Here is a 20542-nt window from a genome sequence, read left to right on the forward strand (position 1 = left end):
CGCGTCAGGAGCGCGGCGGCTCACCGGCATAGGCCCGGGCGATGAGTCCCCGTATGGCATCGCGCTCCAAGGGGCGCGGGTTCCAGTAAGGATTGGACAGCGCCCTGTCCGTCGCAAGCTCGATGCCGCTTTCGGGCATGCCGATGTCAGCGAGCGCGCGCCGTGCGCCGACCTTTCCCGCAAGATCGTAGAGCGCCATGGCCGGGTCGTCTGTTCCAAGCACGTTCCGCAGCCCGCCCATCACATCGGGTATTGCCGGTGCGTTGTAGGCAAGCGCATGCGGAAGCACGATCGCATGCGTTTCGGCATGCGGCAGGTCGAAGCTGCCGCCGAGCGTGTGGCAGAGCTTGTGGTGCAGCGCCATGCCCACCGATCCCAGACAGATGCCGCAAAGCCAGGCGCCATACAGCGCCTTTCCCCGCGCTTCCCGGTTGCCGGGCTCGACGGCGATTGTCGGCAAGGCGGCGGCAAGCGATCCTATCGCCTCTGTCGCCATCAGGCTGATCACCGGGTTGCGTTCCCTCGCATAAAGCGCTTCGACCGCGTGCGCGATGGCATTCAAGCCGCTGGTGCCGGACATGGCCGCCGGCAGCGACAGTGTGAGGTCGATGTCATAGATCACCACCTCGGGCAGCACCTTGGGGCTCGATTGGGTGACTTTCACCCCGTCCCTCGTCTCGCCAAGGATCGGCGTCATCTCCGAGCCCGCATAGGTCGTCGGGACCACGATTTGCGGCAGATCGGTGCGCAGCGCGATGGCCTTGGCGAGACCCGTGGTCGACCCACCGCCCACGGCAACGAGCCCGTCCGCCTTGAGGTCCAGGACGACGCGCAGCGCGTCCTCGGTGATCTCGACGGGCGTGTGCATCGTCGCCCGCGCGTAAATGCCGGCGGCGCGGCCATCGAGCTTCTCGACAAGACGCCGCGCTTCGGGCTCCTGCGGTGGCGTTGCGAGCACTACGACGCGCTTCAAGCCCAGCCGATCCAGTTCCGCCGGCAACTGCTGGATGGTGCCGGATCCGAAAATGACACGGGCCGGCTGGCCGTTGTAAACGAAGGGTTCCATGAATTCGCCTGACCTAGTTCCGGTTGTCGACCCGCATCAGGAACGGGTTGATGCTGACGGACTGCCAGACATTGGCAGCGTTGAAGGGATCGGCGGCATTGAATGCCCGGATATCATCGATCGTCTCGGCGGAAAACACAAAGAGCGAGCCGATCATTGTTTCGCCGTCCCCGGCCAGGAGCGGACCGGAGATGACGGTCTTCACACTGCCTTGGGCGAGATGCGCCTTGTGCGCGTCGTAATTGGCCAGGCGCCTCGGCAGCGCATCGGCATGGTCCAGGCAGTGGACAGCAAACAACATCACGAAGCCCTCCCAGGCGTCCAGCAAGCGGTTGCCAGCCGACCCGGTCCATCCGCAGGATCAATGCGGCTGGTGACGTTCAGGGCGTGGCAAAAGACGACACAGTGAAGGTAGCGCGAAAAGTGCGGGCATGCTTCCAAGTTTTGTCCAATTTGGACCAAAGTACGGAAGCGCCGGTGGCCGAAAGGGCTATGCGTATGCCACCCAGCCCCTGAAACCCAGGCCCGCATAGAACAGGCTGACATTGGAGAACCCTGCCTGGCGCAGCATCGCCTCGTCTTCCTCGGGCGACAGGACTGACAACCTGGTCGCGATGGCCCGCCTGGCGCTCTCCGCGTTGGCGGGGTCGGACCCGCCGAATGCGACGTGACGGGCAATCCACATCGTCCGCTCGGGCTCGGTCTGCGCAAAACTGAGGTGAGCGACAACAAACGGCGCGCCCGGCACAAGACGACGATGGATTTGACGAAGCGTCTCGAGACGTTGGTCGCGGGGAACGAAATGGAGCGTCAGCAGGCAAGTGGCGCCTTCGAACGGCCCTGCCGGCGCGGCGTCGATATAGCCTTCATGAAGGCGTATCCGCCCCGCGTGCGGTCCAACGATCTGTTCCGCCACCCGGAGCATGTCGGCCGATGGGTCAACGCCGGTAAACGTCCAGCCGGGATGGTCATCGGCCAGAGCCTTCAGCTCCAGGCCGCCGCCGGCTCCCAGAACCAGAACCCGCCCATGCGAGGAGACACGCTCCGCCAGGAGCATCGAGGTCATGCGTTGAAGGCCGGCAAAGCCGGGAACTTGCCTCGGCGGTCCCTCGGCGTAGGAACGCGCATGGGCCGCGTTGAACGCAGCCGAACTGCTGCCAGGATCGCCCGCCGAATGGTCATCTTTTTTCATGTAACTTTTATTGTTACATGATTGACTCGGTGTCAAGCATTGACCCGCATGAAAGCCTCTCAGTGGATTTTTCAGGCTTAATGCGCTATATGACTATCTACATGGTCAGGAGCAAGACATGGACGTGGTCAATCTGGCGGACGCCAAGGCACATCTGAGCGAACTCGTCGATCGGGTCGAGGCCGGGGATTCGATCGACATCACCCGGCGCGGCAAGCCGGTCGCGCGCCTCACGGCGGTGGCCAGGCCGCGCGTGCGGATCGATGCGGCCCTGCTCCAATCCCTGACGGCAACCATGCCACCGCAAGCTGAAAGTGCGGCCGACCTGGTGCGGTCGATGCGAGATGGCGATCGTTACTGATGGTGTATCTCGACACGTCGCTGATCGTCGCGGCGCTCTCCAATGAGGCAATGACCCCGCGCGCCCAGGCCTGGCTCTCTGATCAGGATCCCGCCCAGCTCCTGATCAGCGAGTGGACCCTCACCGAATTGTCCTCTGCCATGGCGATCAAGCTGCGGACAGGGCAGATCGACCTGGAGCAGCGCGCCGCGACCCTCGCCATGTTCAACAGGCTGGTCGCCGAGAGCTTCACCGTGCTTCCGGTCACGGGCGGGCATTTCCGGGCGGCAGCGAGGTTCGTCGACCAGCACACGCTTGGCCTTCGCGCCGGCGACGCGCTGCATCTCGCGACTGCGTCGGAGCATGGCGCGACGGTGCACACCCTCGACCGGCGGCTTGCCGAGGCCGGTCCGGCGCTCGGTGTGCCGACGCGGTTGCTGGCATGATCATGGCCCGGCAGGCCAGACATTCCGATATACGGCTCCATCAGATCGGCTTTCGCATACCCGGTTTCAGCCCCGGCGTCCTGATCGCTTTTGCCGGCTCCGAACGATCGCCCGCGGTCGAGGCATTCGCCTATCACATCCGAAGCGTCCTTCCCCAGCTTTAGGACCGTCGGCGATGGCTGGACCTCATCCTGCCACAATCGCGCAATGCGATAGGTAGCATTGGCAATGGATCAGATGAATTGAACGGTATTGTTGTTTCCACCGCCGCGGTGCTCGTCAGTATGACCGTGCCGGCATTGGCGGATTCCGCCTGCATGGCCAACGCGGAACGGTTTGAGCGTGGGCAGTACGCCTGCTTGACGGCGGGCGGGTCGAATCAACTGGCTCGTTGCGAGGTCAACCTCAACATCCTGTCCTGGAACAAGGTGCTGGACCACTGCCCGGGTGGCCCGCCACCCAGGCCCACACTTGCCACGCCATTCGTCTGCCGGGCCAATGACCAGGTCTTCCCGGCCGGCGGTTTCGCCTGCATCGTCCTGGGCGGCAGCAAGCAGCTATCGCGCTGCGATGCCGTCCTCAACAATCCCTCCTGGACCAAGGTGCAGGACGGGTGCCCGGGTGCCGAGCTGCCGGATGTCGTTCCGGATGCCAAGAGCTCTCCGTGGTATCGCCCTTTCTCAGGGCCGCGCGGCTTTATTCAACGCCTGCGAGACGCACTATAGACCTATCGTCCGCGATACGCAGGCAGCCCACCTCGCGGGCCTCATACCCGCGCCCCGAACGTCGCCTTGTCAGGCGATCATCATGCGGTGCGACACGTTCTTGATGACGGTGTAGTGCGCCAGCCCTTCCAGACCGCCTTCGCGACCGTAGCCACTTTCCTTGACGCCGCCGAACGGCGTTTCGGGAATGGACGCCTCCAGCGTGTTGATCGAGACATTGCCAGCCTCGATGCCATCGGCAAGCTGATCGACGTTGCGCGCCGAATGCGTGAAGGCGTAAGCGGCGAGGCCGAAGGGCAGCGCGTTGGCCTTCTCGATCGCCTCCTCCAGCGAAGCGACCCGATTGATCAGCGCCATTGGGCCGAACGGCTCCTCGCGCATGGCGCGCGCATCGTCCGGCAGGTCGGCGATCACGGTGACCGCGATTGCCGAGCCGCTCGCCGCCGGCCAGCACGCGGGCGACCTTGGCCCGGGCGTCGGCCACCAGCATCTCCATCGCCTCGATCCTGCGATGATTGGCCAGCGGCCCCATCTGGGTCGCCTCGTCCAGCCCGTTGCCGACCGCAATCGCCCGAGCCTTTTCGGCGAATGCCTTGGTGATCGGCACCGGCCTGCAGAAAGCTGGTGTCGACGACCTGCCCGCCTTCCGCAAGGCACTGCTGACCTCGGAAATCCCTTCGGTGCGCGGCGCGTTCAAGTTCGGCCCCAACCAGCATCCGGTGCAGGACTGGTATGCGTTGAACGCCGAGAATGGCGCCGACGGCAAGATGGCGCTCAAGACCGACGGCAAGGTGCTGACGGCGTACAGCGACAGCTACGCCGCCGACTGCAAGATGCCCAAGGATTGACCAGTCGAGATTACAAAGCTTCCGCGATCACGGAATTACCAATCGCGGAGGCTTTGCTACAGTCTGCTCCATAGCGGACCTGATACCCGCTTGGCCGGCGCCACAGGTAACCCAACGCCCCCCCGCCCTCCTTCGGCGCCGGCCCTCTTCCCTTGCCATGACGGAATCTCTTCCGCGCCAGCGACGTTGGCAGGCCAAGGAGTATTGCGGCAGCGATGACACTGCCGCTTGCCGTCAATGGCGACTGTCGAACAACTGCCTGGACTCAGAGGTTCGCGGACGAATGGGCCACAGCCCCCACAGAGGGCTGCATGACCTCGCCGTAGCGTTTTGGGTTGAAGCGCAGGTAAAGGAAGGCTGTGACGGTTACGCAGGCGAGATGCATGATCCACCCGCTGGCGAAACTCCCGCTCCAGCCATGCAACAGGGCTGTGGCGAAGGGACCGAGTGCCGCGATGAGGAAACCGCCGCCCTGCATCAACGCGGCAAGCGCGCCGGCCTGTTCCGGCCGAGGCAGATGATCAAGCGCCGTGACGATCGCGAGCGAGAAGCTTCCGCCAAGGCCGGCCCCGCATATCCCTACCCATAGAATGGGCGACGATGCCGGAAAGAACGCCAGTCCGGCAAATCCTGCCGCCTGCAACAGCAGCGTCAGCCAAAGCCAGGGACGGCGGTCGATGCTTCGGCGCGCCAGTATCGGCGACGCCAGGGCAGAGACCGCCTGGCAGATGGCCATGACAGCCACGAGATTGCCGCTCGCGGCGCTGCTCCACCCTTGTGCCTGGTAGTAGGGCGCCAGCCACGCGACCATGGACGAATAGCCGGAATTGACCAGGCCGAACGCCGCCATCAGCACCCATGTTCGCGGGCGCCGGAGCAGCAAACCGGTCAAGGCGCGATCGGGTCTTGCCGCCTTTGCATCAGACAGGACGCGGAATGCCGCGCACAGCGCGATGGCGGCGGGAGCCGCGAGCCAGGCTAGTGCTGACCGCCAGTCATATCCGCTGCTGACGAGCAGCGGCGTCAGACGCGCGCCGAGCGCGCCGCCACCCATGATCATGCAGGAATAGAGGCCGGTGACCGCCGGAGTGTTGTTCGGGAACTTTGCCTTGATGATCCCGGGAAAGGCCGCCTGGATGAAGGCCACGCCCGCCCCGCAAAGTGCCGCGGTCAGGATCAGCGACAGGCCGTCAAGCGCGACAAGCCTGAGCATCGAGCCAGCCGTCAGCACTGCGAGAGCCGCGAGCAGGCCGCGGCGTGTTCCGATCGCCGCCTGGATGCCTGGTGCAACAAAGGCGCCAACGCCCATCAGCAGCATCGGCAGCAGCGTCAGCATCGCCAGGCTGCCATAGCCCATGCCGGTGTCGGCCACGATATCAGCCAATATCGGCCCCGGCGCCGTCAGGAAGGGGCGAAGATTGATCCCGATCAACACGACCAGGACGAGCAGCGTCCATTGCCTGGAGGCTGCGGGCTGCGCGGTCATCGACATTCTTGCACCGTTCATCTGGCGCCCGCCTTTTCCAGCAGGCTCGCCATTTGCGCATAGCCGCTCCGGCGCGCGTGCCGCGGCGGCGTCACCCCGTCCTTGTCGGCGAGATTGACGTTGGCGCCCGCGTCGATCAGGCGCCTGACGATCTCGACATGACGCGGCCCGCCATCGGCCAGGATGATGGCCTCCAGCAAGGCGGTCCAGCCGAGCTTGTTGACGTGATCGACGTCGACGCCGGCCTCGATCAGTGTGGCGACGGTCTCGACATGTCCGCGCTCGGCAGCCGGAATGAGCGCGGTGCCGCCATAGCGGTTGGTGCTCTTGAGATCGGCGCCATGCGCGAGCGTCATCTTCAGGATTTCGAGGTGCCCACCCGCGCCCGCATAGAGATAGGGGCTGTCGTTGATATTGTCCTTGGCGTTGACGTTTGCTCCAGCCTCGATCAAGGCCCTGGCCGCGTTCATCTTGTTGTCCTGGGTCGCGGCAAGAAGGGCCGTGCGGCCCTTTTCATCACGCGCGTCGATCTCGGCTCCTTCGGAAACCAGCATCTTGATCGCCGCGACGTCGTCATTCTTTGCCGCCGAATGCAGCCTTGTTTCTTTCATGGTCTGCCCCAACGCCATCAATGGGATGCAGGCGACGATGACGCCCAGCAAAACTCTGCGCTTCACCATCGCCACTAAGCTCCCGACGCGCTGCAGGCGGAACCCAGGTGCCCCGCCGCAATGAGCGGCGCCGTCTTGTTCATCCGCGAGCCGGCGAAAACATCCTGCCTGGGATGGAGCTCCAGACCGACAAGCAATTCCGCTAGCCTGACGGCCGAGGAAACCCCTTCGACGACCGGGATGGAATGAAGGCCCGACAGTCGCTTCGCCATATCCGCCATCCCGGCGCAGCCGAGCACGATGGCGTCGGCGCGATCGACCCGGAGCGCTTCGCGAATTTCCTCACCGATGATCGACAACGCCGCCTCGCCGTCCTCTTCCAGCGCAAGCACCGGAATGCCGCTCGCACGCACGGTGGCGAATGGCGAAAGGCCGTAGCGAACCAGATTGTCCTCGAGAATGGGAACGGAAACCGGCAAGGTGGTTATGACCGTAAAGCGCTTCGCCATGATGTTGGCAACGCGGGCGGCGGCCTCGCCAATGCCAAGGACAGGCTTGCGCGTCAGCATGCGCGCGGCGTCTAGCCCGGTGTCGTCGAAGCAGGCGATGATGTAGGCGTCGACCGCATCGCCCCGCTCGGCCCGTTCGATGCGGTCGAGAAGACCCGGAACCGCCTTCGCGCCATCGATCGCGCCTTCGATGGAGGCGGGTCCGTTGTCGTTCTGCATGGCGACGATTTCGGTGCCCGTCTGCGCTGCTCGCCACGCCGCGGCACCGATGGACGTCGTCATCGACACGGTCGAATTGGGATTGATGATGCCGATGCGTATCATGCGAAAATTCCTGAAGGCCGCCCGATCGAACGTGCATCGCTGCCGTTCGGCATCGCCGGTGACCTGTCTCGATATTGAAGCCTATTCGATCAGATCCGTGTCGCGGCTGTGCCGCCAGAACCGGTCGGGGGTCCTGAGCAGGTCCCGCAGGCCCAACCGCTCGATCATCAGTTCCGTCTCACGCTGCGCCGCGTCGAGCACGGCATCCTGGTCGACATGAACCGGCTTGCGGTCCCTCAGCAGCACGCGTCCGCCGACCAGCACGGTGTGGACATCGTTGCCGTTGGCGAAATAGGTGACACGGAATTCCGGCATGTTGGCCGGGTAGAGATGCGGGCGCCGCAAGTCGACCAGAATGACATCGGCCTTCTTGCCCGGTTCCAGCGATCCGACTTCATGGTCTAGGCCCAGGACATGCGCACCATCGATGGTGCACATCTCCAGCGCCTTGCCCGGCGGAAGCCAGCTCGGGTCGTGGAAATGCGTGCGATGATAGTGCATGCATTGCTGCATGTGACGGAACATGTCCGCCGAACGGTCGGGCGCGGTCGCATCCGAGCCGATGGCCACCACGACGCCGGCGTCGAGAAGTTCGGTGACCGGGCAGCGCGCGAGAATGGCGGCCACGGCGCTCGGGTTGTGCACGATGCTTGTGCCGGTCTCGGCGCAGATCGCGATTTCCTCGTCGGTGAGGCCTGTCGCATGCGAAAGCAGCGTGTGTGGCCCGAGAATACCGATCTCCCTGGCGATCTTCACGCTGCCCTTGGTATGGCCGTCCTGGGTGAAGATCAGGCCGCGCTCTTCGGCAATCTGCCTGACCTTGCGCGATTGCGCGACGGCGGCTTCGGCGCCGGCGCCATCAAGATGTTCCTGATGCACGGTCGGCGTCAGCAAGGCGACATGCAGACGATCTTCATGAGTACGATGCCAGCGGTCGACCAGCTTTTGCGAGGTGGCAAGCTGCTGGTCGAATGACACCGGATAGTCGGTGCGGGTGGAGCCCTCCCAGCGCGCATAGGTCAGGGGATGCGGCGGGCGCGTGGTGCCGACGGCGACCACGGAGCGCGTACCGATGCCAAGCACGCCTTCCATATGCGCGTCGCCATAGGCCGGATCGTCGGTGCGCATGACGGAATCGCCGCCGCCCAGCAAGGATACGCCGGTCGTCACACCGAAACGCAGGCGTTCCAGTGCGGCAAGCTGCGCCTCCGCATGCCAGAATTCCGGTGTCGAACCCACCGTATAGGCACCCTGACATGCCCTGTACCAAAGGTCGCTGCGGCCACCGCCCATCGTCTTGATGAGGCCATGCCCGGCATGGGCGTGGCTGTCGACGAAGCCGGGCATGATGGCCATGCCGCTGGCGTCGATCGTCTCGCGCGCCGGATGGTCCCGTGCCACGTCTTCCGAGGTGCCGACGGCCACGATGCGATCGCCCTCGATGGCGACGGCGCCATCGGGAATGATCCGCCGATCTGGATCGATGGCGATGACGGTGCCGTTTCTGATCAGAATGTCCGCCATCACAGGCTCACTTCTTTGGTTTGTCTGGAGAGGATGCGGTCGAGCGAAGGCGCGAGACGCAGGAGCTCGCGCGTGTATTCGTGAGCGGGAGCGGAGAACAATGTTTCGGTGTCCGCGAGCTCGACGATCTCGCCGCCCTTCATCACGGCGACGCGGTCGCACATCTGCCGTATCACCGCGAGGTCGTGGCTGATGAACAGCATCGACAAGCCGGCGAGGTCGCGCAGGTCTTTCAGGAGGTTCAGGATCTGCGCCTGCACCGACACGTCGAGCGCGGAGGTCGGCTCGTCGCAAATCAGCAGGGATGGCCGGGGGCCGAGCGCCCTTGCAATCGCGATGCGCTGACGCTGACCGCCCGAAAAGGCATGCGCGAACCGCGTGCCGGCCTGCGCCGGCAAACCCACCGCCTCAAGCAATGTCTCGGCGTCCAGCCGCGCTTCGGCCGCGTTGGAGGCGAGCCTGTAGAACAGGATCGGCTCCGCGATCGCAGCGTTGATCCGCAGTCTTGGATTGAGAGCCGAATACGGGTCCTGAAACACCATCTGCAGCGACTGGCGAACGGATTTGTCGCGGCGGGCTGTCAGTGCGGTGCCCTGGAAGTCTATCGTTCCCGAACTCTGCGCCACGAGACCCGCGATCGTGTTGGCGACGGTGGTCTTGCCGCAGCCGGATTCTCCGACAAGTCCGAAGATTTCGCCGCGGCGTACCTCGAAGGAGACGTCCTTCACCGCCTTGAAAACCGAGGCCTTGCGGCCCGGGATGAACGAGCGCTGGCCGTACTCCACGCACAGATTGCGCACGGTCAGCGCGGCCTCGCCGTTCCTGCTTGCGGCGGTGCCGGTGTTCTTGGCACGCACGGATTCGCGCGCGTCCAGTGTTGCCTTGGTTTCCTCGCTTGGGACTGGCAGGCGATCGAGGCGAATGTCGATCGGCGGAACGGCGGCGATCAGCGTGCGCGCATAGGGCGCCTTCGGCGCTGTCAGCACATCGCGCGTCAAGCCGCTCTCCACCACGCAGCCGTTCTGCATGATCGTCACGCGATCGGCGATCTCGGCCACCACGCCCATATTGTGGGTCACCAGCAGGACGCCGACGCGGCGCTCATCGGCAAGGTCGCGGATCAGCTTGAGGATCTGCGCCTGCACCGAGACGTCGAGCGCCGTGGTCGGTTCGTCCGCGACGATCAGCCTGGGGCCGCAGGCAAGGGCCGTGGCGATGACGACACGCTGGCGCTGGCCGCCCGACAATTGGTGCGGATAGTTGCCCAGCCGGCGCTCCGGTTCGGGAATGCCGACGGCCTTCATCAAGTCGAGGGCGCGGGCGCGGGCCTCGCGGCGCCCGATCTTGAGATGCGCCAGCATGCCCTCGCACAGCTGGCTTTCCACGGTGAAGAGCGGGTTGAGGCTGGTCATCGGGTCCTGGAAGATCGCGCCGACGTCGCGGCCGGGAATGATGCCTTCGGTGCGGCCGGTGCGGATGTTGATCGGCTTGCCCGCGATGGTGATGGAGCCGGAGGCAATTCTGCCCGGCGCCTGCAACAGGCCCATCAGCGCATTGCCGACAGTGGTTTTGCCCGCGCCTGATTCTCCGACCAAAGCGTGGATCTCGCCGGGCTGGATCGTCAGGTCGATGTCGTTGACGGCCGCGAGGAGTTCGCCATTGGCAAGCGGATACTCGACCCGCAGGTTCCTGATGTCGAGTACGGGTGGCGTTGCGTTTTCCATCAGTTCGCCATCAGCTTGGGGTTGAAGCGGTCGCGCAGGTAATCGCCGACCACATTGACGGCCAGGACCAGGACGACCAGCACGGCGGCGGGCATCACGGCGATCCACCACAGGCCCGAGAACAGGAACTCGTTGCCGATGCGGATCAGCGTGCCGAGCGAAGGATAGGTGGCCGGCATGCCGGCGCCCAGGAACGACAGTGTCGCTTCGGTCAGGATCGCGCCCGCCAGATTGATGGTGGCGATCACCATCACCGAGCTCATCACATTGGGCAGGATATGGCGCATCATGATGCGGCTGGACGGCAGGCCGATGACCTTGGCGGCGCGCACATAGTCGCGGGAGATCTCGACCATGCTGGATGCCCGCACCGTGCGGGCATATTGCACCCATTCATTGACGGCGATCGCGAAGATCAGGATGATCGGCGCCCAGCTCGAAACCGTATCGGCGCTCAATTGCGCGCGGGCTATGCCGCTGATCAGGAGCGCAACGAGGATCGTCGGAAAGCTGACCAGGACATCGGCGATCCGCATCACCACGCTGTCGATGATGCCGCCGAAATAGCCGGCCATCGATCCCAGCGCGACGCCTATGGCGGCGGCCAGCAGCACCGCCCCGGCGCCGATGAGGATGGAAATGCGCAGGCCGAACAGGATGACGGAGACGAGGTCGCGTCCCTGATTGTCGGTGCCCAGCAGGAAGCGTGGATCGCCGCCATCCATGAAGGACGGCGGAATTTCCATGTCGATGAGCGAATAGGAGGAGACGTCGCGCGGATCGATCGGCGCGATCAGCGGCGCAAAGATCACCAGCACCAGCATGACCACAAGGATCAGACCGGCGATCATGACCGAAACGGGAGGAAGCCTGCGCAACAGAGAACTTTGCGTTGCCATCATTTTGTCCTCAGCCGGGGATCAATGAATGCGTAGAGCATGTCGACGATCATGTTGATCAAGACGAACAGGAAGCCGACGAACAGCAGGTATGCCGCCAGAACCGGGATGTCCGGATAGCCGACGGCGTTGGTGAAGAGCAGCCCCATGCCCGGCCACTGAAAGACGGTTTCGGTGACGATGGCGAAGGCGATCAACTGGCCGATCTGCAGCCCGGTGACGGTCACGACCGGCATCAGTGCGTTGCGCAGCGCCAGACGGCCGTAGATGTAGCGGCGAGGCAAACCGCGCGCGAAGGCGAAACGGACATAGTCCGAGGACAGCACATCGATCATCTCCGAGCGCACCAGGCGCATGATCAATGTCAGCTGGAACAGGGCCAGCGTGATCGACGGCAGGATCAGCGACTTGAGGCCGGAGGCTGTCAGGAACCCGGTTTTCCAGAAGCCGAGATCAACGAGTTCGCCGCGCCCGGAGGAAGGCAGCCAGCGCAGGGTGACGGCGAAGACCAGGATCAGCAGCAAGCCGGTGACGAATGTCGGCATGGAGATGCCCACCAGGGTCAGCGACTGGATCAGCCGCGACAGGAAGCCGTTCGGCTTCAATGCGCAGACGATCCCCATCGGAATGCCGATGAACAGCGACAAGAAGGTCGCAACCATGACCAGTTCCAGCGTCGCGGGAAGCCTGGTCAGCAGAAGGCTGGCAACGGGCTCCTGGTAGCGAAAGCTGGTGCCCAGGTTGCCATGAAGCGCGCGCCCGACAAATTCGAGGTATTGGATCAAAAGCGGCCTGTCGAGGCCGAGAGCGACGCGCAGGGCGTCCTTCTCGGCCTGGCTTGCGCCTTCGCGCACCATCGTGGCGACGGGATCGCCGACGAAGCGGAACATGAGGAAGGCGATGGCGGTTACGGCGACCATCACAAAGATCGCCTGCAGCAGCCTCACCGATAGAATCCGGATCATCAGGAAGAACCTTCTTGGAAGCGCGGATCGAGACAGGCGGGACTTGCGCCGCCGTTGGAGCACCTCGCGATCCACTGAAGGTGGCAGGTGGTCCAACCGATTTGGGTCTGCCCGCGAAAGCTCCTTCGCTTTCGCGGGCACGCTTTGGTGCCGCTTTCCTGGGACCTAGTTCATATGCGCGAACCAGGGACGCACATACTCGTCGGGGAACTGGGGCATGTCGACCTTGTCGCTCATCGCCCAGGCGACCGGCTGCTGGTGCAGCGGTAAATAGAGGGCTTCGTCATGCGTGACCTTGAAGGCCGCCTTCAGCATGTCGACGCGTTTGGCCTCGTCGAGTTCGGTCGATGCCGAACGGGCCAGTTCGTCGATCTTGGCATCGGAAAGCCCGTTGGGATTGCTGCCGCCATAATTGCCGTCATTGGTCGCCAGCAAGGCCTGCAGCACGCTGTAGCCGTCCATCGGCGGCAGTGACGCCCAGCCCAGCATGTAGATGTCGAGATCGCCCTTATCCATGCGGGGGAAGTAGGTGGTCTTGCTCTCGACATTCACGTCGGCCAGGACGCCGATCTTGGCCCACATCGATGCGATCGCCAGGCAGATCTGTTCGTCGGCTATGTAGCGGTCGTTGGAACAGGCCAGCCCGACCTTGAAGCCGTCGGGGTAACCGGCTTCCGCCAGCAGGGACTTCGCCTTCGCGACATCATAGTCCAGGGGCACGTCGATCGACTTGTCATAGCCGGTGACCTGTGGCGCGACCAGCATGCCGGAGGTGCGCGACTTTCCGCGCATCAGCCGCTTCTGGATCGTGGTCAGGTCAACCGCATGCCAGAGCGCCTGGCGTACTTTCACATTCAGCAGCGGATTGGGCTTGCCGGGTGCGGCATGGAGTTCCGGCCGGAAGCTGAAGCCGAGGAAGATTTCGCGCAAGGACGGGTTCTCGACCACCTTCAAGCCCGGGGTGTTGCCGACCCGGTCGATATCCTGCAGCGGAACCGGCGCGATCATGTCCAGTTCGCCGGACAGCAGTGCCGCGACGCGGGTGGCGTTCGAGGCGATGGGGCGGAATTCCACGCCCGTCAGATTGTGCTGCGGCTTGTCCCACCAATCCTTGTTGACGGCGAAGACAGAGCGCGAGTCCGGCTCGTAGCTGACCAGCTTGAACGCGCCCGTGCCATTGGCATGATTGCTGGCGTAGGTGACGACGCCCGTCGAGGCATTGCCTGGCTTGAGCGCGTTGTGCTCCGCCATCCACGGCTTGCTCATCATGTAGATGGCGACAAGATCGTTCAGCAGTAGCGGATAGGGTCCTCGCAGGGTCAGGTCGACCGTGTAATCATCGACTTTCTCGACGCCGGTGACGGCGGAGAGGTTTTCCTTGTTGCGTGCGCCGGGATCGATCTGGCGCTGGATGGTGGCGACCACGTCGTCGGCATTGAAGGGCTGGCCTTCATGGAACTTGACGCCCTGCCGCAGATGGAAGCGCCAGCGGGTCGGCGAGACGATCTCCCAGGAGGTCGCAAGGGCCGGCTCGATAGCCATGTCCTTGTTGCGACGCACCAGACCGTCGAACACCATGTTCTGCACGCTCTGGGTGAAGCTGTCGACCTGGGCATTCGGATCGTACGAAATGACGTCGCCGGCGGACGACCAGCGCAGCGTCTGTGCAAGTGACGGCGCCGTCACCGACACCACCATGGCAAGCCCCGCCAACAGGGCCCTAGCGCATTTCCTCATTCTCTTCTCCCATTTGTATACGAAGTTTTCAGATTATTGGATACCGTTATCCCCATTTATAGCGTACACATATTGTGCACAATATCAAGGCGCGCATATTCGATTTCGTTTGCTATGTGCAAAACCGCTCAAATGACCGTTGCGAAGGGATTGCCGATGACTAGGGCGTTGCTGATAGAAAACGGTGTGATCGTCACCATGGACGCAGGTCGCCAGATCTTCTCGAAAGGGCATGTCCTGGTGGAGGATGGCCGGATCACCGCCGTCGGCGACGGTTCGCACTCCGTGACAGATCCGAACGTGACTCGCATTGACGCCTCGGGAATGGTTGTCATGCCGGGTCTCGTCGACACGCACGCGCATGCGGGGCACATGCTGACGAAAGGCCTGGGAGACGATTCCGAGGCGTGGATGAATATCGCCGGCCGTATCTATGCGCAGGCATCCGACACGGAATTCTGGGCCGCGGAAGCCGCATTATCGGCGCTTGAGCGCATTAAATGCGGCACGACCACCGCCGCCCTGCTGTTCGGCGGCGGGCCGGATATCATGCGTACCGAGGCGCCGGAGGCTGCGCAGGCGCATCTGGCCGCAATCGCCGATATGGGCGTACGCGAAATACTCGCCGTCGGGCCGAACCGGCCTACCTCCTCCCACATCTATCGTGACCACGCACAAACCCCTTATGCGGAAATCACCGTTTCGCCGGATGCCCAGCTGGCCGTGTGCGCCGAGATCATCGACGATTGGGCGGATCGCGATAGCCGGCTGCGGGTCGCGGTTTCCCTTCCAGTGTTCACCGCAGGGGAACTTGACGATCAATCGGTATACAATCTCTCTTGCAAAGCGCGCGATCTTTCTCGTGAAAAGCGTGTGCTCTTCATTCAGGACGGACACCGCGAAGGTTCCATCGCCGCCAATGCGGAGCGGCTCGAGCTGTTCGACGAACATTCGCTGCTGGCGCACTGCATCGAATTGACCGAAGGAGACATCGCCGCGCTGAAACGCTCCGGCGCGAAAGTGGCGCACAATCCAAGCGCGCTGATGTCGGTCTCGGGCCGTTGCCCGGCGACGGAACTGATGGAGGGCGGCGTCACCGTATCGCTCGGCACCGACGCGTCAGCGCCCGACCGTTCCTTCGACATGTTCCGCAACATGTTCCAGGCGCACCGCTATCACGCCCGGCATTTCAGGAATGATGCGGTCCTGCCGCCGCTGCAACTGCTGGAGATGGCGACCATCGAAGGCGCGCGCGCTCTGTCGATGGAAAACGACATCGGCTCGCTGGAGCCGGGCAAGCGCGCGGATATCATCCTGGTCAACATGCGCCAGCCGCATCTGTGGCCGCCCGCGCATCCCGTGCAACGGCTGGCACGCTTCGCCAACGGCGCCGATGTGGACACGACAATTGTCGACGGGCGTATTCTTATGCGTGGACGCAAGCTTGTCGGCCATGATGAAGACGCCATTCTGGATCGCGCCGAAAGCGCCTTCCACCTGATGATGAACCGCGCGGGCCTGGCATAGGCCGGCATCGAGACCGTTACGCGAACAGTGGGAACCCAAATGACCGAAGACCTTCTCATCCGTAATGTCAGGCCATTGGGCGGCACCGCGACCGATCTCTATATTCGCGACGGTCGGTTCGCGGAAGCAATCGGCGGGGAAGCGGCTGAGGAGATCGATGGGCGCGGACAGGTCGCCCTGCCCGGCCTTGTCGAGGCGCACACGCATCTCGACAAGACGCTTGTCGGCATGGACTGGTTTCACAATCGTGTCGGCCCGACACGAAGCGACAGAATCCTGGCCGACCGGAACGCCAAGCGGGAGCTGGGCATTGATGCGCGCAGGCAATCGGCGCGCCAGGTCGTGCAGACGCTGGCTTTCGGCGTGACGCATATCCGCAGCCACGTCGACGTGGATACGGAAATCGGCATCGCCAACATCGAGGGCGTCATTGCAACGCGGGAAGCCTTCAAGGGACTGGTCGACGTGCAGATCGTCGCCTTCCCGCAAAGCGGCATGCTGAGGCGCGAAGGCACGCTGACGCTGATGGAGGAGGCGCTGAAGGCTGGAGCCGATATTGTTGGCGGCATCGACCCGGCAACGATCGAGCGGGACCCGGTTGAGCATCTGGACGCAATTTTCGCGCTCGCGGATCGATACGGCAAGCCGATCGACATTCATCTGCACGAGCCGGGAGAATTGGGCGCCTTCTGCCTCGAACTTATCGTCGAACGGACGCGCGCGCTTTCCCTCCAGGGTCGCGTCATGGCGAGCCATGCCTATTGCCTCGGCATGCTGGATACGCAAAGGCAGCATGCGCTGATCGATGCGCTGGTCGCCGAAAACATCGCCGTCATGACGGTCGGCAGCCCGTCCGCACCGGCGGTTCCGCTGCGCATGATGCGCCAGTCCGGTCTCGTCGTGGCATCCGGTTCCGACGGCATCCAGGGCACCTGGGAGCCATGGGGCAATGGCGACATGCTGGAACGGGCCAAATATCTGGCGCAGCGCAACGGCATGACCAACGATGCCGATCTGGAAGAGACGGCGCGTATTTGCACCTTTGGTGGCGCGCAGGGTATTGGCCTGACCGACTATGGGCTTTCGCCGGGTTGCCATGGCGATGTCGTGCTGGTTGGCGCGCGGACCCTGGCGGAAGCCGTCGCCCTTACCCCGCAAAAGCGCACGGTCATCCGTGGTGGGCGCATATTGGTGCGCGATGGTGTGCTGAGCGGAGATCTGCCCGATGCCGCATAGCCATCAGGCGAACCGGCGCGACGACGGAGCCTTCCTGCTTACCGCCCGATGGGTTGTCGGCCATCGGAACGGACGCCACGTCCTGCTTGAGAATGGTGAGGTCGTCTACGAAAACGGCAGGATCGTCTTCGTCGGCCATCACTATGCCGGGCCGGTAAAACAGCGGATCGACCATGGCATGGCCCTTATAGGCCCGGGTTTCATCGACCTGGACGCGCTTTCGGACCTGGATACCGGCGTGCTCGGCCTCGATCATCAACCGGGCTGGAAAAAAGGCCGCGTCTGGCCGCGCGATTATGTGGAAGCCGGGCCAGCCGAAATGCTGGACCGCGACGAACTGGCGTTCCAGAAACACTATGCTTTCGCGCAGATAATCCGCAACGGCATCACCACCGCATTGCCGATCGCATCGCTGTTTTACCGTGCGTGGAACGAAACATCCGACGAGTTCGCTTCCGCCGCCGAAAGCGCCGCGGAATTGGGGCTTCGCACCTATCTGGGGCCTGCCTTTCGCGCCGGACATTCCGTTATCGAAGCGGACGGCAGCATCGTCGTCGAGGTGGACGAAGAGCGCGGCGCGGCAGGCCTGGAGGATGCCATCGCCTTTTGCAAGCAGCACGAAGGACGCTCTGGCGGGTTGGTGCGTACGATGCTTGCGCCGGACCGGGTGGAGTTCTGGACCGCCGACTTGATGCGCAGGACCGCCGATGCCGCGCGCGATCTCGGCGTGCCGGTCCGGCTGCATTGCTGCCAGTCTTCGTTCGAGGTCGAGACGGTTCACCGCCGGTTCGGCACGACGTCCGCCCGCTGGCTCCGGGACATCGGCTTTCTCAGCGAACGGGCGTTGCTGCCGCATGGCACCCATGCCGACGACCACGACCTAGAAATCATCGCCGGTTCCGGCGCGACATTGGTCCATTGCCCGCTGGTCATGGCCAGGCATGGCGTGGCGCTCGACAATTTCTCCCGCCTTCGCAGCAAGGGCCTGCGCATCGGAATGGGCACGGACACCTGGCCGCCGGACATGGTGCAGAACATGCAGCTCGGCCTGATGCTCGGCCGGATCATGGCGGGCACTATGGAAACGCCGACATCCGCCGACCTCTATGACGCGGCGACGATTGGCGGCGCCGATGCGCTCGGGCGGCCTGATCTCGGACGTCTGCAAGCGGGAGCAGCCGCGGATATCGTCGTGTTCGACCTGTCCGGCAATCATCTTGGCCAGGTTATCGATCCGATCGCCTGCCTGATGACGTCCGCGAGCGGGCGCGACGTGCACACGGTCATCATCGACGGGCGCACGGTGATGAGCGGCCGAACCATTCCGGACTTCGACTTCGATGCGGCCCACCGGCGCGCACAGGCCCAGTTCGAACGGCTTGTCGAGCGCTACCCGCAACGCACCTGGCGGCATCCGAACGTCGCCGAGATTTTCCCTCCCAGCTATCGGACATTCGTGGCATGAGGGCTTTCCAAACCATCGAACAGCCATCGGGAATAATCTTGTTGGCACGCGGGCCGACAGATTTATGCCCTCGACGCCGGACCGTTAACTTCTCTAAACTCCAGCTTTGCGAATGCTCTTCTTCTTGTGCGCTTGGATAAGAATTCAGGATCGATGATGACAATCAACATTCGCAATAAAAACCCGAAATCCGCGGTCTCCAAGTCCGATGCGGTCTATCGCACCTTGAAGCGCGTCATACTCGACCAGGCGCTGACGGCGGGCACGAAACTGCCGGAGGATTCGATCGGCGAGCGGCTGGGCGTCAGCCGCACCATCGTCAGGCAGGCCCTGGCAAGGCTGAACGGCGAAGGCCTGGTCGAATTGCGCCCGCACAAGGGCGCCTGTGTCGCCCAGCCGAGCCTTGAGGAAGGCCACAACATATTCGAGGTGCGCCGGGCACTCGAAGCGCTGGTGGTCGATACGCTGATCGGCAAGCTGACGCCGCAGAAGATCAAACAGCTCGAAGCCCATGTCGACGCCGAGGACATGGCCAAGGCCAACAATACGGCGTCGTCGATCCAACTGGCCGGCGAATTTCATGTGCTGCTTGCGTCGCTGACGGGAAACGACCTGTTGCTGCGCTATGTCACGGAACTGGTTTCGCGCTCGTCGCTCATCCTGTCGCTCTACGGACGGCCGCATTCGTCGGATTGCGCCGTGTCGGAGCACCGCGAAATCATTGCCGCCCTGGCCGTTTCCGACCGGAACAAGGCAGCCGCCCTGATGGAACATCACATTGACGCCATCACCACGCGCGCCTTGTTGAAAGCCAATCCAGGGAATGATTTCCCCGATCTCCTCGCCGCCTATGCGCGGGAAGAGGGCCTGTGATCTCCTGAATCGGTCGAAGCGACGACGCTCGACCGGCCCGTCGGTCAACGGGACTGGATTCTCGTCCGCCGCGACCCCATGCACAGCGGATCGCGCGAGCCGCCCGCCGCTTATCCGGCAAGGCGGCCGCCATCGTCATGCGAATGGTTTCAGCGCAGACCCCTCACCTTGGTCAGGATATCCTCGGAAAGTGCCGAGACGAGCGCCCGATCGGCGCCCTTGCTCGGGATGAGGACGAATTCCACATCCTCCAGCTGCGGCAGATGGCCGATCTCCTTCAGGCCTGGAGGAGACATGCTTTGCGGTTGCACCAAAACCCCCATGCCGGCGCGGGCGGCGGCCGTCAGGCCGCTCAAGCTGCCGCAGGTGCAGACGATGCGCCACGGCATGCCGTGCCGCTCGAGCGCTTCCAGCGCGATGCTGCGGGTGACGCTTGGCGGCGGGAAGGCGATCAACGGCAAGGCCGCCAACGACAGAACGTGTTCCGGATCGCGGGCGAGCCAGACAAGTGGCTCGCGATAGACGAGCCGACCACGGCTGTCGCCAAGCCGGCGCTTTGCCAGGACAAGATCGAGTTCGCCATTGTCCTGCATCTCGTAGAGCGTGCCGCTGAGCGCAACGGTCAGTTCAAGATCAACGGATGGATGGGATCGGACGAAATCCTCCAGCACCGCCGGCAGACGGCTGGTGACCAAGTCCTCGGACACGCCGAGCCTCAAGGTGCCGCGCAGCTTCTGCGCGGTGAAAAGCGCCTGCACCTGCCCTTCTATCGACAGCATGGTCCGGGCATGACCAAGCAAGGCTTCGCCATCGGGCGTCAGCACCACCTTGTGCGTGTCCCGCGCCAGCAACTGCCTGCCAATCGCCACCTCCAGCTTGCGGATGTGCTGGCTGACGGTGGACTGACCGAGCCCCAGCCTTTCGGCGGCGAAGGTGAAGCTTCCCATTTCCTGGACGGTGACGAAGCTGCGGAGCTGGACCAGGTCGAGCATTGATATCCCAAATTGCAATAACTGTTATTTCTTGTATCTCATTTCGCAATGTA

The 20542-nt window shown here is 63.6% G+C and carries 20 protein-coding genes and 1 pseudogene; 8 read left to right on the forward strand and 13 right to left on the reverse strand.

Annotated elements, in window-relative coordinates:
• Positions 1-4: 4 nt before the first annotated feature.
• From ABVQ20_RS31130 to ABVQ20_RS31140, 3 genes are all read right to left on the reverse strand, one after another.
• Entirely contained in the window at positions 5-1066 is a 1062-nt protein-coding gene (locus tag ABVQ20_RS31130; protein ID WP_354463530.1) for a maleylacetate reductase, read from the reverse strand.
• Between the two features lie 13 nt (positions 1067-1079).
• Positions 1080-1367 carry a YciI family protein gene (locus ABVQ20_RS31135; protein WP_354463531.1) on the reverse strand — a complete coding sequence of 96 codons (288 nt, stop codon included), beginning with the start codon at positions 1365-1367 and terminating at the stop codon, positions 1080-1082.
• A 189-nt stretch (positions 1368-1556) separates the two neighbouring features.
• Positions 1557-2258, reverse strand: coding sequence for a class I SAM-dependent methyltransferase (locus tag ABVQ20_RS31140; RefSeq protein ID WP_354463532.1), 702 nt, complete (start codon positions 2256-2258; stop codon positions 1557-1559).
• Between the two features lie 118 nt (positions 2259-2376).
• On the opposite strand from ABVQ20_RS31140, the gene ABVQ20_RS31145 reads away from it, so the two are divergent.
• From ABVQ20_RS31145 to ABVQ20_RS31155, 3 genes are all read left to right on the forward strand, one after another.
• Positions 2377-2619 (forward strand): type II toxin-antitoxin system Phd/YefM family antitoxin, encoded by a 243-nt coding sequence (locus ABVQ20_RS31145; protein WP_354463533.1) that lies wholly within the window; start codon positions 2377-2379, stop codon positions 2617-2619.
• Positions 2619-3044, forward strand: a complete 426-nt coding sequence (locus tag ABVQ20_RS31150; RefSeq protein ID WP_354463534.1) for a type II toxin-antitoxin system VapC family toxin — start codon at positions 2619-2621, stop codon at positions 3042-3044. The genes ABVQ20_RS31145 and ABVQ20_RS31150 overlap by 1 nt, the downstream gene beginning before the upstream one ends.
• A 242-nt stretch (positions 3045-3286) precedes the next feature.
• Complete coding sequence (locus tag ABVQ20_RS31155) at positions 3287-3769, forward strand: hypothetical protein (RefSeq protein WP_354463535.1); 483 nt, start codon at positions 3287-3289, stop codon at positions 3767-3769.
• Positions 3770-3838: 69 nt separating this feature from the next.
• On the opposite strand, the pseudogene ABVQ20_RS31160 reads toward ABVQ20_RS31155, so the two are convergent.
• A pseudogene (locus ABVQ20_RS31160) lies at positions 3839-4376 on the reverse strand (aldehyde dehydrogenase family protein).
• Here ABVQ20_RS31160 and ABVQ20_RS31165 point away from each other — a divergent pair.
• Positions 4285-4617, forward strand: a complete 333-nt coding sequence (locus tag ABVQ20_RS31165; RefSeq protein WP_354463735.1) for a hypothetical protein — start codon at positions 4285-4287, stop codon at positions 4615-4617. The pseudogene ABVQ20_RS31160 and the gene ABVQ20_RS31165 sit on opposite strands and share 92 nt — an antisense overlap.
• A 265-nt stretch (positions 4618-4882) precedes the next feature.
• Here ABVQ20_RS31165 and ABVQ20_RS31170 read toward each other — a convergent pair whose 3' ends face one another.
• The 8 genes from ABVQ20_RS31170 to ABVQ20_RS31205 all read right to left on the reverse strand — a co-directional run bounded on the left by ABVQ20_RS31170 (position 4883) and on the right by ABVQ20_RS31205 (position 14396).
• On the reverse strand, positions 4883-6124 hold the full coding sequence (locus ABVQ20_RS31170; protein WP_354463536.1) for a cyanate transporter: 1242 nt from the start codon (positions 6122-6124) through the stop codon (positions 4883-4885).
• Positions 6121-6783, reverse strand: coding sequence for an ankyrin repeat domain-containing protein (locus tag ABVQ20_RS31175; protein ID WP_435528461.1), 663 nt, complete (start codon positions 6781-6783; stop codon positions 6121-6123). Before ABVQ20_RS31175 ends, ABVQ20_RS31170 begins: the two co-directional genes overlap by 4 nt.
• A 5-nt stretch (positions 6784-6788) precedes the next feature.
• Positions 6789-7544: an aspartate/glutamate racemase family protein gene (locus tag ABVQ20_RS31180; RefSeq protein WP_435528466.1), complete on the reverse strand. Its 756-nt coding sequence runs from the start codon at positions 7542-7544 to the stop codon at positions 6789-6791.
• Positions 7545-7628: 84 nt separating this feature from the next.
• Positions 7629-9071, reverse strand: coding sequence for an amidohydrolase family protein (locus ABVQ20_RS31185; RefSeq protein ID WP_354463538.1), 1443 nt, complete (start codon positions 9069-9071; stop codon positions 7629-7631).
• Complete coding sequence (locus tag ABVQ20_RS31190) at positions 9071-10795, reverse strand: dipeptide ABC transporter ATP-binding protein (protein WP_354463539.1); 1725 nt, start codon at positions 10793-10795, stop codon at positions 9071-9073. The genes ABVQ20_RS31185 and ABVQ20_RS31190 overlap by 1 nt, the downstream gene beginning before the upstream one ends.
• Positions 10795-11694 (reverse strand): ABC transporter permease, encoded by a 900-nt coding sequence (locus ABVQ20_RS31195; RefSeq protein ID WP_354463540.1) that lies wholly within the window; start codon positions 11692-11694, stop codon positions 10795-10797. Before ABVQ20_RS31195 ends, ABVQ20_RS31190 begins: the two co-directional genes overlap by 1 nt.
• A complete protein-coding gene (locus tag ABVQ20_RS31200) occupies positions 11694-12659 on the reverse strand; it encodes an ABC transporter permease (RefSeq protein WP_354463541.1) in 966 nt (321 codons plus the stop codon). Before ABVQ20_RS31200 ends, ABVQ20_RS31195 begins: the two co-directional genes overlap by 1 nt.
• Before the next feature lie 165 nt (positions 12660-12824).
• Positions 12825-14396 carry an ABC transporter substrate-binding protein gene (locus ABVQ20_RS31205; RefSeq protein ID WP_354463542.1) on the reverse strand — a complete coding sequence of 524 codons (1572 nt, stop codon included), beginning with the start codon at positions 14394-14396 and terminating at the stop codon, positions 12825-12827.
• 156 nt (positions 14397-14552) lie between these two features.
• On the opposite strand from ABVQ20_RS31205, the gene ABVQ20_RS31210 reads away from it, so the two are divergent.
• The 4 genes from ABVQ20_RS31210 to ABVQ20_RS31225 all read left to right on the forward strand — a co-directional run bounded on the left by ABVQ20_RS31210 (position 14553) and on the right by ABVQ20_RS31225 (position 19497).
• Positions 14553-15923 carry an amidohydrolase family protein gene (locus tag ABVQ20_RS31210; RefSeq protein WP_435528467.1) on the forward strand — a complete coding sequence of 457 codons (1371 nt, stop codon included), beginning with the start codon at positions 14553-14555 and terminating at the stop codon, positions 15921-15923.
• Between the two features lie 39 nt (positions 15924-15962).
• Positions 15963-17159 carry an amidohydrolase gene (locus tag ABVQ20_RS31215; RefSeq protein ID WP_354463544.1) on the forward strand — a complete coding sequence of 399 codons (1197 nt, stop codon included), beginning with the start codon at positions 15963-15965 and terminating at the stop codon, positions 17157-17159.
• Positions 17149-18624 carry an amidohydrolase family protein gene (locus ABVQ20_RS31220; protein WP_354463545.1) on the forward strand — a complete coding sequence of 492 codons (1476 nt, stop codon included), beginning with the start codon at positions 17149-17151 and terminating at the stop codon, positions 18622-18624. Before ABVQ20_RS31215 ends, ABVQ20_RS31220 begins: the two co-directional genes overlap by 11 nt.
• Positions 18625-18780: 156 nt before the next feature.
• Positions 18781-19497: a GntR family transcriptional regulator gene (locus tag ABVQ20_RS31225; protein WP_354463546.1), complete on the forward strand. Its 717-nt coding sequence runs from the start codon at positions 18781-18783 to the stop codon at positions 19495-19497.
• Positions 19498-19646: 149 nt separating this feature from the next.
• Here ABVQ20_RS31225 and ABVQ20_RS31230 read toward each other — a convergent pair whose 3' ends face one another.
• A complete protein-coding gene (locus ABVQ20_RS31230) occupies positions 19647-20489 on the reverse strand; it encodes a LysR substrate-binding domain-containing protein (RefSeq protein WP_354463547.1) in 843 nt (280 codons plus the stop codon).
• Between the last annotated feature and the right edge of the window lie 53 nt (positions 20490-20542).

It is taken from the genome of Mesorhizobium shangrilense, assembly GCF_040537815.1.
In the GTDB taxonomy this organism is placed as follows: domain Bacteria; phylum Pseudomonadota; class Alphaproteobacteria; order Rhizobiales; family Rhizobiaceae; genus Mesorhizobium; species Mesorhizobium shangrilense.